The following is a 15,638-nucleotide window of genomic DNA, read 5'->3' on the forward strand; positions in this document are numbered from 1 at the left end:
GTTATCTCCCGTACGATTTCACTTCCAAGATGATATCACCGTAAATATAACAAGACTCGAATGAATCCTGGAACGGAATCTTCGAGTCTTGTTTACGTTTAGGGGCCAGGTCGACCTGATCAGCGCCTACCCGTGCCTTTTTTTATTCTCTGGCTTGTTTAGTTCTTCGGAAGCTGGAACGAGCTCTTCAGGGAAACCACGCGGTTAAATACCGGACGTCCTGGCTGCGAATACTTCGAGTCGACGTTGAAATATCCGTGGCGGAAGAACTGGAACTTGTCCTGCGGCGCTGCATCCTTCATATTCGGCTCCACGAAGCCTTGCACGATTTGCAGCGAATTTGGATTGATGTCGTCCAAGAAGGACTTCTCGGCAGCTGCCTCCTCCGCTTCGCCTGCAACCTCGTGTACCAATTCCGCTTCTTCGTCTTCGTCCTTGAACAGCGGTTCGAACAGACGGAATTCGGCAGGCACGGCCTGCGTGGCCTCCACCCAGTGAATCGTCCCCTTCACCTTGCGTCCGGTAAAGCCGCTGCCGCTCTTCGTCTCCGGATCGTATGTGCAGTGAATTTCGACGACCTTGCCGTTCTCGTCTTTGATCACGTCATTGCACTTGATGAAAAACGCATGCTTCAACCGGACCTCATTGCCCGGGAACAAGCGGAAATATTTGCTCGGCGGATCTTCCATGAAATCCTCTTGCTCAATATAAATCTCGCGCGAGAACGGAATCTGGCGGATCCCCATCTCCGGATTCTCCGTGTTGTTCTCGGCATCCAGCCATTCGACCTGACCTTCAGGGTAGTTCGTAATAACCACCTTCAGCGGGTCCAGCACGGCCATCGTGCGGGGCGCCTTCAGCTTCAGGTCTTCACGGATAAAGTGCTCCATCACTTGGCGGTCCACCGTGCCGTAAGCCTTCGAGATTCCCGTCTCGAACACGAAATTGCGAATGGCTTCCGGCGTATAGCCCAGACGGCGAAGTCCGGAGATCGTCGGCATGCGCGGATCATCCCAGCCGTCCACCACATTCTCGTCGACCAGCTGCTTCAGTTTGCGCTTGCTTGTAACCGTCTGCGCCACGTTCAGACGACCGAATTCGTACTGATGCGGCGTACTGTCCATCTCGCATTCCGCCACGACCCAATCATAGAACGGGCGCTGATCTTCAAACTCCAGGGAGCACAGGGAATGCGTAACCCCTTCGATGGCATCCTCCAGCGGATGGGCAAAAGCATACATCGGATAGATGCACCACTTATCCCCTGTATTGTGATGATGCGCGTGGGAGATCCGGTAGATGACCGGATCCCGCAGATTGATATTCGGGGAAGCCATATCGATCTTGGCGCGCAGCACACGTTCACCGTTGGCGAATTCCCCTTTGCGCATCCGCTCGAACAGATCCAGGTTCTCTTCCACGCTGCGGTCCCGGTATGGACTGTTCTGTCCAGGCTCGGTCAAGGTTCCGCGCGTTTGGCGGATTTGGTCAGCGGACTGGTCGTCCACGTAAGCCTTCCCTTTCTTAATCAGCAGCACCGCGCGATTGTACATCTCTTCAAAATAATCGGACGCGAACCGCAGCTCTTCCCAATCGAAGCCAAGCCACTTCACGTCTTCCTTGATGGAGTTCACGTACTCGATGTCTTCCTTCACCGGGTTCGTGTCATCAAACCGCAAGTGTGTCCGTCCGCCGAATTCATCGGCCAGCGTAAAATTGATCCAAATGGCCTTGGCATGTCCAATATGCAGGTAACCGTTCGGCTCCGGCGGGAAACGGGTAACGATCTCCTTGACTTTACCGGACTTCAGGTCTTCGGTAATAACATTCTTTATAAAATTGGAGGGGGTGCCCCGATGGTTCTCCACGTTGATCAACCTTTCGTCCTGTAATTTCTGTCTATCTCCTGTATAAACGTGTTTCTCTTAAATATACCTGTAATGACGCGATTGTTCAAGGAATTCGGCACTCCCGCGCAGTAAGCCCGCGACTTGGGACAGGGGGGCCGGCAGGCGATAACTACAAGTCCTCAACCTGTTTGCAGAGGCTCCTCCCTTAGCCGGATATAGCAGCGAAAATCATTTTGACGGGGGCTTTTTAATAGGGTAGCATGGAGAGAAAAACAGTGTTTGAAGGAGGCCGGCCATCATCTTATGAAGCCCAGCAAATTTCCAAAAGAACAGCGCGAACAGCTGATTGAATTGGTGCAGGAATACTTTGAAACGGAACGCGGCGAAACCCTCGGAAATCTGGCCGCAGAGAGTGTTCTTGATTTTTTCGTGGAGACCTTGGGGCCTCATCTATACAATCAAGCGCTCAGCGACTGCCGAACGGTTGTCAATCAGCGCATGATTTCCCTGGAAGAAGATATTTACGCATTGGAGCAAAAAGTGAAGCGAACTCGTTAGAGGCACATATACTTTATACTTCGCAATGGAGAACAAAGGAGATACCGTATGTTTGGATACACATTGGACGATCATGTTGAATTGCGCCCGCTTGCCATCGAACATGCACGGGCGATGTTCGAGATTACCGACCGGTCGCGTGACCGTCTTCGCAAGTGGCTTCCGTGGGTGGATGCCGTCACCGAGGTTAACGATACCCTCAACTATATCAAGGGTGCCATGAAGCAAGCAGCCGACAATGGCGGCTTCTCGGCAGGCATCTGGGTGCGCGAGGAGCTGGCGGGCACGATCTCGTTTCACGAGATCGATTGGAACAATCGCTCGGTCGGCATCGGCTACTGGCTGGATCAGCATTTTACGGGGCAAGGCCTGATGACAAGCGCGTGCCGCGCGTTCACGGATCACGCGCTGATGCGCATGGGCCTGAACCGGGTGGAGATTCGATGCGCAACGGCTAACCATCGCAGCCGGGCGATTCCGGAACGTCTGGGCTTTGTCCTTGAGGGAGTCATACGGGAAGCTGAGAAGCTGCCCCAAGGCTATGTCAACCATGCGGTCTACGGCATGATTCAGAGCGAATGGAAGCGGATGAGGTAACGCATACGGTTTAGCTTCGCCGGTACTGGCATTTTCTATAATTCCAATAAAAAAAACGGCTTGTATCCTACCAAAAGGACGCAAGCCGTTTTTGTTGTCCGTATGTGTTCTAGAACGCGGGCTAACCTTGGCTTAGAGCTTGGCAAGAGTCCTCGCGACTTCAATCCTGACGGCTTCGAAGGGTCGCCAGCCATGTCCCGAATTGCGACTTCAAGCTTGAGGCGAGTTCGTCGATCTCCAGCATGCGCTCAAGCCCTTGTTCATCCTTTCGCCCGTCCTTCATCATGCGAAGCACTTCCAGCACCGTGATGCCGGAAGCTTGGGAATCAAGCCGGGTAACGGGGGAGTCTGCGCTGATGCTTCCTTCCTCGAGCACGCGGAAATAAAAACCGCTGTAACCCGTGTTCAGCACCCTTGCCGGCATGTCCTTGACGCCATGCTTTTGCGACAGCTTAAAGCAGGGATATCGGGGCTGGCTGACCTGCAGTACCGCCTCCCCTACCCGGTATACGTCTCCGATGCGGACTTCATCCTCCAGCAGCCCTCGCAGCGTCAGATTTTCGCCGAATGCGGCATACGGCATCGGTTTGCCCAAGGACCGTTCCCAATACGGATAATGCTCCGAAGGATACGCGCACACCGCCTTATCCAAGCCGCCGTGATTGATGAGATCGGCTTGCCCGTCCCCTTCGAAATTCAATGAACTTAGAAACAAGGAGCCTTCCACAGGCTGCTTATAAATTCCGGTAGACAGGTCCTTCCCCTGGTAATCCACCGTTACAGGCTTTCCCACATTCAGCGATACAATGCCCATGGTCATGGAAAAACAACCTCCGCTATCTTTCTTTTCATCTACTATATGCAATCGGGTATGCCCTTGTCCAGAAGCCGTTTCAGTGGGAGGACCCCAAAAACAAAAAGGCCAACCAGAACTCTCCGGTTGACCTAATCATACGAACAACCCGGCAAAACCGCCGGACTGTTCAAGCCTATGATCTCATCTCTTTCGCATCCGTGAACCGGACCAGGGTGATATCCTGAGGGGAATCATGATAAGAAGTAACACATTAAAATATCATCAACGTAACGTCCATCCACGTAGAACTCCCGAATCAGCCGCCCCTCTTCCTTAAACCCGCAGTTTCTGTAAAAGGAGAGCGCGCCCGGGTTGCTGGACAGCACCCGCAGCCTCAGCTTCGCAATGCCTTCCACCCGCGCCATATCCTTCGCCGCCTCGATCAGCCGCTGTCCGATGCCCTGCCGCTGATGGGCAGGGTGGACCGCGATGTTCAGCTCGAGCACATGGCGATTGCTGTTAAGGCCTGTGGGCGAACGGAAGCCGACGTAACCGCACAGCTCCCCTTCATGCAGCGCAACAAGCTGCGTGCCTGGCGGACACTGCAGAAGATAATGGTCCCGCGAGCTCCATTTCAGGGGCTCCGGGGCCGTATTGCGATCCCATACCAGTTCGTCGAGTTCCATAAGCGCAGCGGCATCCTTCATTTCCGAGAACCGGATCGTCACTGTCTCTTGACGGGTCTTCATCGACATCCCTCGCTTCGATAACCATTCCCTCCATTATAACAGACCGGTTCGGTTCCTGCAGACGAGTTTCACGGGTTACGATTTATTGTTCATGAACGCCGCAGTAAATATCCACGACGCAGCCTTGTTCGTCATTTCCGGTCAACCGCTTGAAATCTTCGCCCGAGATGCGAACGCCTCCCGTGCGGTAGCGGTTCTGGACCGTATTCGCGGATACATCCTGCCCGTTAATCGTGACACGGGTCCGCTCAGCGCCATCCATATGATAAACGAATGTTACCGGCACGCCGGCATAGTTGAATTGGAACTCCAAACCATCCAGCGCCTTCGGCAGAACCGGGTCGATCACCAGGTCGCCACCCGCTTCGCGGATGCCCAGCGCATTGGAGATCAGCTGATTCATGTAGATCCCCGGACCGCTGGAATAAATCCGCCATCCCCCTTTGACAGGTATGTCTCCGCTGCGCAGCGCATCAAACGATTCCTGGGCTTCGTAGCGCGTGTTGAACTTTCCGTCCGAGCTGCTGAAATAAGCATTGCTCTGGCGCAGCTCCGCATTCGGCACCACCTCGGTGATGCCGATCGGGTTGATGCGCTCAAGCCCGCTCCAAACCTCGCTGCTCTTGCCGAGCTTGGCCATGGCTTCGACAAAGCGGATATGCGCATGCACATATTGAAGGCCAACCTCCCGGCCGAAATTCGCCGCTTGCTCCGCCCGCTTAAAGTGCGTGCTGACGCCGCCGGCATATACCGCCGGGCGGTTCATCAGCCTTACGCCGTCCGGACAGAACAGCTGCTCCCGAATAATCTCATAATGGCTGGCCGCCTGCTCCGGGGTCAACAGCTCGCTGATCATGCTGCGGGTCATCGGCAGCAGGCGGTACTGGATCCCCGTTTCCTGATCGGAAGGATGCAGCAGGAATCTGCTCTGCTCCTTGCTCTCCATATAGACAAAGCCCGGAATGACTTCGGAGTTCAGGATATACGTATTGAAATCCCGCTGAATTCCTTCAGCGAGTTCCCCCATCGCACCCGACATCGCTTGATCCACGCTTTCCATGACGCGGGAGAACTGGTTCAAGGTCTGATACGTCAAGGCGACCGTCCAGCTGCTGACCATGAACTGCTTCAGCTGGGCGTTAGCCGGCTGCAGCGTATCGTCCCAGTCCCCGTCCCCATACGAAGACAGATGGGTACCATGTAGGAAATGCTCCTGAATATAGGCTATTTGCTTCTTCACGTGTTCAAGCACGGTGTACGTCCGCTCCGTAAAATCGAAGCTGTGCTTTCTCGTGTAAGGAACGGCCGACTCCAGGATGCTGTAATCGTTGGTAACGGCCAAATAATCGCCCAGCACCTTCAGCGGCCATACGATGATGTCGCCGTGGCTCTCTTCCTGCTGGATATGGGCATACTTATCAAACATGAACCACTGCGGCCAGTTTCCGTCATCCTCATATTGGTGGGAATACACCTCAAGCAGGATGTCGCGGACCTGCTCGTATTTATGCGTGGCCATGAAGTATTCCACGGGCCCCTGGCATACATCGCGCGTTCCCCACGCCGCACCGCCGTACTGTTCCAACCCGTGCGGCACCGAATAATGGACGAGCATATTGTGCGTATACCACCAGGCAAGCGCATTGACTTTGAATAAGCCGTCATCCTGCCCGTTGTTCAAGCTCAGATGGAACCCGTTCATAACGGATGCGTAAAACGAACGATAGTTTGCAATCTCCTCATCCGCATTCCGCGCCTCGATTGGAGCATCCGCTGCATCAAGGCTGCCTTGCACCGTCATGGCCCACTCGACACTCTCGGCGAGCTCAAGCACCGTTAAGGAAGCGCTCCCTGGCGCGATGTTGCTTGCCAGACAGGTTTCGTCCGTCACCTGCATATCGGCTCCCGTCACCCCAAGCCGATAATGCAGATCCTTGTACACGGACGCGCTCAGCGAAGCCGAGTCGGCACGGAACGTGAGGACGCCGTCTTCCTGGACCACATGATACGGCACTTCATATTCGTTGACATCCATCGTCATCTGCATGGTCACCAGATAACGGTAGGCTCTTCCGCTTTCGGAACGGACCTGAAGCGTAACCTCCGGTGTCGCGGCGGACGTGAAGTTCGTGATGATCAGCTTGTCGTTTTCGGTTTTGTAATACCAGCGTACATAGTTAAAACCGATCTCGAACACGGACGGCATCGTCAAGAGGCGGTACTGTCCGTCCATCTCGACATAGATCCGCTGTCCGGAAGTCTTGGGCACGTTCAGCGCGTTCCGCGCATGACTCATCATTTTGTTAAAGTTCGTGTTTCCCGTCACCAGCTGGGAATTAAACACGCCATACATGTAGGAGGTGGTCGTGATGACCGGGCTGCCCAGCTTGACGTTGTTGCCGCTCATCAAGATATGGCCGTGCGGACGCTCCACGCGAAGCTCCTTCTCCTTCAAGACGATATGCTCATAGGTGTCCGTGAAGAACGAAAGCAGCGTTTCCCCGTCTCTCTCCTCTTGGCGGCGTACAGGATACAGTGCGTTCAGTTCGTCTGCCGTCAGCGGCACGGTCTGCAGAGGTTCGCCGAAGCGGTCGGAACGTTCCATCTGCGGCAGCTTATTGCCCGTATCGGTCAAACGGCGTGCTTCCGCCTGCTGCCAGGCGGCCTGGAGCTCCTCCTGGTATTCGAGCGCAGTGACGGCATCCGGATGATCCTCCTTAAACAAACCGTAGAATACGAACCGGGCCGTCCCGTTCAACGTTACGCGAGGGGACTGCAGAGCCGTATAGGCAAACTCGTATTGATATACCTCATTCGGGAGGTTCTCTTTGAATAAAGCCTCTGCCCGATTCGTCTCTTTATAGGAAAGACCGAAGAACTGAAAGCCGTCCGTGGCATACCCGACCGCCGATGTCAGCGATCCCTGCTGAAGATAAGGGAATGCGCCACCCTGCGGCTGATTTTGGCGGGAGCACACGACATAACCCCGATCTTCCTGACGGAACACGGCATGGTCGATGTATTGGGACAGGTACGCTTCATTGTTTCGAACGGCGCCCGGAAGGGCAATCCCGATATCCTGCCCGTAGACGACGTCGGCTTGTATTCCTTCCCCTTGGAGTTCGATGTCCCAAAACCACGCACCGGCATCCGTTGGGGTAAACCGTATCGTATAGACCACTCCCTTGACGCTGCCTTCCCACATCATCCGGTTATCCGCATGCGTGACCACGCTTCGGGAATGCACCCCGAGCATGGGAACGGCCTCGATGCCGTCTTCGGTATGGATTCTCAGAAACAAATTGTTGAGGGCGCCGTCAATCGAATTGGAGAGCAGTTGATTGATCATCGTCGTGCCGTAAGCAGCTTGATAAAGATCCCCGCTCGGCAAAAAGGAAAACGTCAATTCTCCCGCCTGGAGTACAACTTTCGCATCGTTCATTACATGATTGGCTGTCACAAGTTTCACTTCCTATTCTGCATATATGATGTTGGTCGCGTTATTTCCGAAGCCGAAAACGTCTGATCTCCGTATCCCGGCTATTCCTTCCGACCATGAGGTCGAACTCGCCGGCATCGCTCGTGAAGGACAGGTCCGAATGGTGATAACGCAGCTGTTCTTCGGTCAGGATAAAGGTGATTTCCTGCCGTTCTCCCGGCTGCAGCAGCACCTTGCGGAAATCCTTCAGTTCCCGGACCGGTCTGACGACCTCGCCGGAACAGTCGCGGACGTACAGCTGGACGACTTCTTCCCCGGCCATATCGCCGGCATTCGTAACAGATACTTTGATCTCAAGCGGCTGTTCCGAAGACATCTCTTCCGCTGAAAGCTCCATGTTTCCGTATTCGAATTCGGTATAGCTTAGGCCGAATCCAAAGGGCAGCAGCGGCTCATTCGGAATGTCCAAATACTGCGATACATAGCGCATCTGCGCATCCGGCGCACCCTTCGGCCGCCCGGTATTATAATGGTTGTAATAGACCGGCACCTGTCCGACGGAATAAGGGAACGACATGCTGAGACGGCCGGAAGGATTGATCTCGCCCGTCAGCAGCGAAGCGATGGCCGCCCCGCCTTCGCTTCCCGGGAACCAGGCTTCCAGCACGGCATCGGCCTCATTCAGCACGCCGTGCAAATCCAGCGGGCGGCCGTTGAACAAGACGGCTGCCATCGGCTTCCCCAGCGTTTTCAAATGGCAGATCAATTCGAGCTGCGGCTGCGGCAGCGTGATAAACCCGCGGCTGCCGGCTTCGCCGCTCATCTCGGAATCCTCGCCCAGTGCCAGCACGATCACATCGGCTTCCTTCGCGGTTCCCATCGCCTCTTCCAGCTGCTGACCGGTCATAGCGCTCACGCTGCAGCCCGCGGCCACCGTCAGCGCACCGGAAGGCAGCTTGGACCGCAGTCCCTGCTCCAGCGTGACGGCATCTTCTTTAGCGCCTGTCCAGGACCATGGGCCGAGTATGTCGCCGCTGGCAGCGAACGGGCCGATCAAGGCTACGCGCTGACCGCCTCTCAGCGGCAGCAGGGAGTCGTTCTTCAGGAGCACGCAGGATTTCGCGGCGGCTTCACGGGCCGCCTGACGGTGCTCCTCGCAGAACACGATCTCCCGTTCGGCTTGCGGGTCGGCTCCCCGCACAGGACGCTCGAACAGTCCAAGACGCTTTTTCAATGACAGAATGCGCAGCACCGCTTCATCGATCAGGCTCTCATCCACCCGTCCATCGCGTACCATTTGCGGCAAATGATGCACGTAGCTGGAGGTCATCATCTCGATGTCCACGCCAGCCTCGATGGCTCTTAACGCTGCTTCTGCCTCGTCCTCGGCAACTCCGTGAGGGATCAGCTCTTTGACCGCTCCCCAGTCGGAAATCAACACGCCGTCAAATCCCCATTCGCGACGCAGTAAATCGCGCATCAGCCGCTTATTGCCTGTAGCCGGTATGCCATCGACGGTATTAAAGGCGGTCATGACCATCTCGACTCCCTCATCCAGCGCGGCCTTGTACGCAGGCAAGTAATACTCCCGGAGCTGGCGCTCGGACATATCCACCGTGTTGTAATCGCGGCCGCCTTCACCGGCTCCATAGGCGGCAAAATGCTTCACGCACGCGGCCAGCCGGTTTACATCGCCACTGAAGTCGTCGCCTTGAAAACCTCTGACAAACGCTCTTGCAAATTCACTGTTCAGATAGGGATCTTCACCGGTCGACTCCATCACGCGTCCCCAGCGCGGATCGCGCACAAGGTCCACCATCGGCGCAAATGTCACGTGGAGGCCGGATACCGCTGCTTCGCGCGCGGCGATTTCTGCGCTCCGCTCCGCAAGGACAGGGTCCCACGAGCTTCCCATGGCCAGCGGCACCGGGAAGATCGTTTTGAAGCCGTGTACGATATCGGCCATCATGAGCAGCGGAATTTTTAATCGATTTTTGCGCATATGCGCTTCTTGGACGGCTATCACTTCCTCCGCCCCCGCCAAGCCCAGCACCGAGCCTGCATTGCTTACGATCTCATCGGTGATGCCCAGCGACTCCATCGGTCCTGTAATTTGCCCCGATTCTTGAGCTCCTTCGAAAAAAGGGACGGCCAGTTGTATAAGCTGCGCAATTTTTTCCTCCAGCGTCATCTGCTCGACCAGAGAAGTCAGTTGTTGATCTGCCATTTCCCATCCTCCTATGTCTTAACCTTCACGATCTAGTCAATTCGAAACGTTTTGATTCTTGCTCAAACCATGAAATATATTCATAAAACCTTATAGTTAATAGGATTTTCTACCTATACATCCATTGTTTAAAAAGCGAGAAAATCAGCCTGTGTCTGTGACACAATCGAAACGTTTCAATAAAAACGGACGAAAAAATCAGGGCAGTGGCAGCCAATCCAGCACACGCTGAATTTTACGGTCCCAATATCCCCATTCATGTCCGCCCGGTTCTTCCTCGTATGTCATCGGAATCCCCAGACTGTCCGCATATCGTCTAAACGTTTGGTTATCATGATATAAAAAGTCTTCCGTTCCGCAGCACTGATACAGCATCGGTTTGTTACCCCCATATGCTGCGAATTCCGAAGCTAAATACAGCAAGTCGTCCCGGCTTCCCCGCAATCGGTCGACGCTTCCGAACAGGGTACGGATTTCGTGTTCCTGGAAGCCCGGTCCTGCAGCCCGGCTGGCGAGATCCAGCCCTCCCGACAGGCTTGCGCCGGCCGCATAACGCTCCGGATAACTCATGGCCAGCTTAAATGCGCCATACCCGCCCATGGAAATTCCGGCGACAAAGGTATCTTCCCTGCGTCCGGACACCGGAAAGAACGACTGAACCAGCTGCGGAAGCTCTTCGCTCAGGAAGGTAAAGTAAGACGGACCGTTGGCCATGTCCATATAATAGCTTCGTCCGACTCCCGGCATCACGAGTGCGATGCCTTTATCCTCGGCGTACCGCTCGATGGACGATCTGCGCATCCATTCGGTCTGGTCCGCGCCGCGGCCGTGAAGCAAATAAAGCACCGGCAGCTTCGAAGAAGAACCGTATGGCATCAGCGCGGCTTGCGGTATAAAAACCTCGATGCCGGTAGACAGCTGTAGTGTTTCGGAATAAAAATCACACGTGATCCATGCCAAGTTCCTCATCTCCGATCCGGTAACATTAACTTTCTACTTTGCTCTTCCCTGCAGATGCACGCTCCATCATTTCCGTTGTCAGCATGTACGACTGCTTTACGGATTCGCCGCCCAATATCTGAAACAGCAGATGGGCTGCAAGCGATCCCGCTTCGCTCTTGGGCTGCCTGATGGTCGTCAGCGGCGGATTCACGTATTCGGCTAATTGGATATCGTCGAACCCGATGACGGACACATCATCCGGCACCGAAATTCCGCTTTCCTCGAATGCCTTCAGCCCTCCGATGGCCATCTCGTCGTTGCCGTAAAATACGGCCGTTGGGAGCGACCCCTGCATAATCATCATCTTGGTGGCATTGTAACCACCCTCGCGCACAAAGTTGCCGCTAAGGCGCCACTTCGACTGCTCCTCCAGCCCCGCCTCCGCGAGTGCCCTTAAATACCCTTGATAACGCAAATGATTATCGTACGAGTCCGAGGAACCGCTAATATAGGCTACGTGCCGATGTCCGTTCTCCAGCAGGTAACGCGTAGCCGTGTATCCTCCCTGCTCCCCGTCGACCAGCACATTGACCAGGAATTCGCTGCATAATGGACGATCCATCACGACGATCGGAAATTGAGGCCCGGAGGTCTCGATTAGAACTTCATCGCGAATATTGGGCGCGAGAATGATGGCACCGTCGGCCCTCTTCTCCCGCAAAAATTTAACCGCCGTCGAATCCCTGCCGCCCATCGAGCTGCAGGCTATCAGATCATACCCGTTGGTCAAAGCAACTTCCTGCACGCTTCGGATCAACTCGGAATAATAGGGCCCGGATAAATCCGTCAGAATTAGAGCGATGGTCTTGGTGCGGCTCCGCTTCAAATCCATGGCAAATCCGTTCTTCCGATAATTCAGCTGTCTTGCTGCCTCGAGCACCTTTGATCTTGTCTTGGAACTCACTCTGCTGTCGCCACTTAACGCGTATGAAGCCGTCGACAAGGCGACTCCAGCGAGCTTTGCCACATCCTTTATCGTTGCCATTTCCTTTCGCCCCTTCTACTACTTAAAAACTCTATACTATCTTATTTCATGCCAGAGATCGTATATCCTTCAATAATATGTTTTTGGAAGAAAGAAAATACGATGATGATCGGAACAACCATAAATGCAGCACCTGCCATTTGCAGACCGAAATCGGATCCATGCTGTCCTTTCAGAAGCTGCAAACCTACCGAAAGCGTATAAAGCTTTTGGTCGTTTGCCATAATGAGAGGCCACAAGAAGCTGTTCCAGGCGCCGATGAAGGCTAATATTCCCTGCACCGCAAATACCGGCTTCGTGATCGGAACGATCAAACGGAAGAAAATCCGCAGCTCTCCCGCGCCATCCAGCCTTGATGCCTCGATCAGATCCGTCGGGATCGTCGACATGAACTGACGGAACAGGAAAATACCGAAAGCGCCGACCAAACCGGGGAGCACGATACCCGCCATCGTATTAGTCAAGCCCATGGCGTTAATCAGCAGATACACCGGAATCATGGTCACCTGTCCCGGAATCATCATCGTGGCGAGCACGAGATAGAACAATTTTTTGTTGCCCGGAAACTCAAACTTGGCGAATGCATATCCTGCAAGCGCGTTGAGGAACAGACCCACAAAGGACCAGAATACAATAATAAGCGTATTTTTGAGGTAGACCATAAAGTCCAGCTTCGTAAATAAATCCACATAATTTTTCATGGTAAATTCTTTGGGCAATAACGTCGGCGGAACCGCCGTAAATTCATTCTCCGGCTTGAACGAGGACGTGATCATCCAGATAAACGGGATCATCATCAGCAGTCCCCCTGCAATGAGCAGCACCGTCATGACCGTCTTTTCTATTCTTTTCGCTGCCATACCCTAAAGCCTCCTTCAGTTACGATACGGAACATCGCTTGCATCTTAATACTCGACATCTTTTTTCTTGACTGCGAATTGCGCGATCGTCACAACAATGATAATGAAGAAGAGCACAAACGATCCTGCGGCCGCATAACCGAAATTACTGAGCTGGAAGCCATTGTTGTATATGAAGAGGGCCATCGACATCGTGGAATTCAGCGGTCCGCCCTTGGTCATCACCAGCGGCTCTTCGAAGAACTGAATCCAGCCGATCAGCGTCGTAATGGTGACAAAGAAGGTCGCAAAGCTGAGCAGCGGAACGGTGATGTACAACAGCTTCTTCCACTTGCTCGCGCCATCAATCTCCGCCGCTTCATAATAGGAACGCGGAATGCCCTGGAGGGCAGCAAGGAATATAATCATGTTAAGACCGATCGATTTCCATACAGCCAGAAGGATCAGCGATAACTTGGCAAGCGTGGGATCATTCAGCCACTGCTGCGCGGGAATACCAAACCAGGATAACATATGGTTAAAGAGGCCATAATGGCTGTTATAGAGGTAACCCCAAACAACCGCGACCGCCACAATATTCGTAATGGAAGGCATGTAATAAACAACGCGGAATGTCTTGAACAGCCATCCTGTGCCATAGTTAAGCAGCAATGCAGCGCCCATGGCAAGCATAACGACAAGCGGAACTCCGATAATAACATAGAACATGGTGTTAAACATGGATTTCAGGAAAACCGGATCTTTAAATACATTCATGAAGTTATCGAAGCCGACGGCTTCAATATTGGAGTAATTGGCGAGACCCGCCAGGTCGATGTTCGTGAAGCTGATGACAAGCGCAATGATGATCGGAATGATTGAGAACGTCAGAAGCAGCACCAGCGCGGGCGCAATAAACATATAAGGGTACTTATAGCGGTTAAAGCGCTTGATAAAGTTCTGCAATGTCATTCACCTCCTGCAAATATGGGTTTCGATGATACGCTATGGAAGCAGTCAGGCTTGTTTCATCATCGTCTGAAGAAACAAGCCGGGCTGCGTTACACGCTTTTGTTATTTGGATAGAATTTCGGTAGCCTTCGCGTTCAACTGATCCATTTCGGTCTTGATGTCCGCACCGCCCACCGTGATTCTTTCAAAGGCACCGATGGCTTCTTGGGAAACCGCATCCCACTCTTTGATGAACGGAACAGGTCTGGCGTTCTCAAGCTGTTTTCCGAATGTAGCGAAGATCGGATCTTCAAAGCGTTTGTCTTCCCATGCGCTCTTAATGGCAGGCAAGTTTTTGGATACATCGTAGTTGGTCAGCTGCGATTCTTGTTCGCTCATGAAGGAGATGAATTTAACGGCTTCATCTGCATTTTTGGTGCTGCTGAATACGGACATGTTAGCTCCGCCAAGGAACGATGCGTTGTTTTCTTTTGCAGGAAGGGTTGTGGTTGCCCATTTACCCTCAATCTCAGGCGCTTTATCCTTCACGCCTTGAATCATCCAAGGACCACTGATGAACATCGGGAACTGTCCGTCCTTAAATGCGGCAAACAGATCCAAATCGCTCGCAAGCGGCGTCATGCCCGTGTCGTAGAAGCTCTTCAGGTATTCCATGGCTCCCATGAATTCCGGCTCGTTGAAATGAGGCTTGCGGTTCTCGTCGATCATAGCGCTTCCATTCTGCCAAGCAAACATGGACAGGTAGTTCATATCTTTGGCATCGATGGTGATCGCGTAATTGCCATTGCCTCTGGCTGCCAGTTTCTGGCCGGCATCCTTCATCTCATCCCAAGTCTTAGGACCTTCAGGATAGCCTACTTCAGCAAGAATATCGGTACGGTAGAACAATACGCGTGTTTCCACGTACCACGGAATGCCGACAACCTTGTCGTCGTAACTCATCGTTTGAACGGCACCGTCGAAATAATTCTCCGGCTTCAAATTCGGATATTGCTCAAGGTACGGCGTCAAGTCAAGCAAAGCGCCGGCTTGCGCGAATTCAGGGATCCAGGTTGTGCCCATCTGCACGACGTCCGGGCCGCTCTTCGAAGCAACCGCCGTCAACAGCTTGTCATGCGCGCTTCCCCAAGGAATGGATTGAACGCTTACCTTCACGCCGGGATTCTTCTCTTCGTATTGCTTAATCAAGGTTTCGTCCGTTTCGTCACCCATCAACCAGACTTTCAGTTCCTTCTTGCCACCGCCTTCGCTGCCTCCGTCTGCTTTCTCAGACCCGCCCGAGCATCCGGCTAATACGACCGAGAACACCAGCAATGCTGCCAACGTCCACAATATTGATTTTTTTCTCATTCTACATTCACCCCGTTTTTAATGTTTACCAGCATGCGAAACGTAATGCAAAACTTAAATTGAAAGCACTTACTTCGAAACGTTTCGATTTTATTCGAAAAAATAAAGACGCCGGATAAAGGCTATTTCTATAATCCTAATGTCTCTTCATTCCCCCTATGGAGCACCTTTCCATGGTTATCCTTAGGATAATCATGCTCTTGTGTAAACAAAATAAGAAGATTTCTTGCTTGATAACTTCAAAAAACGCATTTCGTTTTGAAACGTTTCGACA

General features: G+C 53.3%; 12 protein-coding genes. 2 read left to right on the top strand and 10 right to left on the bottom strand.

Going from position 1 to position 15,638, the window contains the following annotated elements; translation table 11 throughout:
* Positions 1 to 158: 158 nt before the first annotated feature.
* Positions 159 to 1,877: a glutamine--tRNA ligase/YqeY domain fusion protein gene (locus MHH82_RS30460; protein ID WP_340969265.1), complete on the bottom strand. Its 1,719-nt coding sequence runs from the start codon at positions 1,875 to 1,877 to the stop codon at positions 159 to 161.
* Between the two features lie 276 nt (positions 1,878 to 2,153).
* Here MHH82_RS30460 and MHH82_RS30465 point away from each other — a divergent pair, with 276 nt between their 5' ends.
* Both MHH82_RS30465 and MHH82_RS30470 read left to right on the top strand, forming a co-directional pair.
* On the top strand, positions 2,154 to 2,408 hold the full coding sequence (locus tag MHH82_RS30465) for a DUF2164 domain-containing protein (protein WP_036662061.1): 255 nt from the start codon (positions 2,154 to 2,156) through the stop codon (positions 2,406 to 2,408).
* Positions 2,409 to 2,456: 48 nt separating this feature from the next.
* Complete coding sequence (locus MHH82_RS30470; RefSeq protein ID WP_009594522.1) at positions 2,457 to 3,005, top strand: GNAT family N-acetyltransferase; 549 nt, start codon at positions 2,457 to 2,459, stop codon at positions 3,003 to 3,005.
* A 160-nt stretch (positions 3,006 to 3,165) separates the two neighbouring features.
* Here MHH82_RS30470 and MHH82_RS30475 read toward each other — a convergent pair whose 3' ends face one another.
* The 9 genes from MHH82_RS30475 to MHH82_RS30515 form a co-directional block, all read right to left on the bottom strand.
* Positions 3,166 to 3,825 carry an MOSC domain-containing protein gene (locus MHH82_RS30475; RefSeq protein WP_251501291.1) on the bottom strand — a complete coding sequence of 220 codons (660 nt, stop codon included), beginning with the start codon at positions 3,823 to 3,825 and terminating at the stop codon, positions 3,166 to 3,168.
* Between the two features lie 227 nt (positions 3,826 to 4,052).
* Positions 4,053 to 4,550 carry a GNAT family N-acetyltransferase gene (locus MHH82_RS30480; RefSeq protein ID WP_015737774.1) on the bottom strand — a complete coding sequence of 166 codons (498 nt, stop codon included), beginning with the start codon at positions 4,548 to 4,550 and terminating at the stop codon, positions 4,053 to 4,055.
* An 82-nt stretch (positions 4,551 to 4,632) separates the two neighbouring features.
* Positions 4,633 to 8,010 (bottom strand): GH36-type glycosyl hydrolase domain-containing protein, encoded by a 3,378-nt coding sequence (locus MHH82_RS30485; protein ID WP_340969268.1) that lies wholly within the window; start codon positions 8,008 to 8,010, stop codon positions 4,633 to 4,635.
* 40 nt (positions 8,011 to 8,050) lie between these two features.
* Positions 8,051 to 10,216, bottom strand: a complete 2,166-nt coding sequence (locus MHH82_RS30490; RefSeq protein WP_340969270.1) for a glycoside hydrolase family 3 N-terminal domain-containing protein — start codon at positions 10,214 to 10,216, stop codon at positions 8,051 to 8,053.
* Positions 10,217 to 10,414: 198 nt separating this feature from the next.
* The gene (locus MHH82_RS30495; RefSeq protein WP_015737777.1) at positions 10,415 to 11,176 is read right to left on the bottom strand and encodes an alpha/beta hydrolase; all 762 of its coding nucleotides are present in this window, start codon (positions 11,174 to 11,176) and stop codon (positions 10,415 to 10,417) included.
* Positions 11,177 to 11,201: 25 nt separating this feature from the next.
* Positions 11,202 to 12,203, bottom strand: coding sequence for a LacI family DNA-binding transcriptional regulator (locus MHH82_RS30500; protein WP_009594543.1), 1,002 nt, complete (start codon positions 12,201 to 12,203; stop codon positions 11,202 to 11,204).
* A gap of 41 nt (positions 12,204 to 12,244) precedes the next feature.
* Positions 12,245 to 13,063: a carbohydrate ABC transporter permease gene (locus MHH82_RS30505; protein ID WP_009594477.1), complete on the bottom strand. Its 819-nt coding sequence runs from the start codon at positions 13,061 to 13,063 to the stop codon at positions 12,245 to 12,247.
* Positions 13,064 to 13,108: 45 nt separating this feature from the next.
* A complete protein-coding gene (locus MHH82_RS30510; protein WP_009594508.1) occupies positions 13,109 to 14,014 on the bottom strand; it encodes a carbohydrate ABC transporter permease in 906 nt (301 codons plus the stop codon).
* 102 nt (positions 14,015 to 14,116) lie between these two features.
* Complete coding sequence (locus MHH82_RS30515) at positions 14,117 to 15,364, bottom strand: sugar ABC transporter substrate-binding protein (RefSeq protein WP_009594526.1); 1,248 nt, start codon at positions 15,362 to 15,364, stop codon at positions 14,117 to 14,119.
* Positions 15,365 to 15,638: the final 274 nt, after the last annotated feature.

It is taken from the genome of Bacillus sp. FSL K6-6540 (assembly GCF_038007545.1).

What these genes read in the sequence shown, in the direction of transcription:
- MHH82_RS30470 (WP_009594522.1), top strand. Translation starts at nt 2,457, where the DNA reads ATGTTTGGATACACATTGGACGATCATGTTGAATTGCGCCCGCTTGCC.
- MHH82_RS30490 (WP_340969270.1), bottom strand. Translation starts at nt 10,216, where the DNA reads ATGGCAGATCAACAACTGACTTCTCTGGTCGAGCAGATGACGCTGGAG.
- MHH82_RS30515 (WP_009594526.1), bottom strand. Translation starts at nt 15,364, where the DNA reads ATGAGAAAAAAATCAATATTGTGGACGTTGGCAGCATTGCTGGTGTTC.
- MHH82_RS30465 (WP_036662061.1), top strand. Translation starts at nt 2,154, where the DNA reads ATGAAGCCCAGCAAATTTCCAAAAGAACAGCGCGAACAGCTGATTGAA.
- MHH82_RS30475 (WP_251501291.1), bottom strand. Translation starts at nt 3,825, where the DNA reads ATGACCATGGGCATTGTATCGCTGAATGTGGGAAAGCCTGTAACGGTG.
- MHH82_RS30505 (WP_009594477.1), bottom strand. Translation starts at nt 13,063, where the DNA reads ATGGCAGCGAAAAGAATAGAAAAGACGGTCATGACGGTGCTGCTCATT.
- MHH82_RS30480 (WP_015737774.1), bottom strand. Translation starts at nt 4,550, where the DNA reads ATGAAGACCCGTCAAGAGACAGTGACGATCCGGTTCTCGGAAATGAAG.
- MHH82_RS30510 (WP_009594508.1), bottom strand. Translation starts at nt 14,014, where the DNA reads ATGACATTGCAGAACTTTATCAAGCGCTTTAACCGCTATAAGTACCCT.
- MHH82_RS30500 (WP_009594543.1), bottom strand. Translation starts at nt 12,203, where the DNA reads ATGGCAACGATAAAGGATGTGGCAAAGCTCGCTGGAGTCGCCTTGTCG.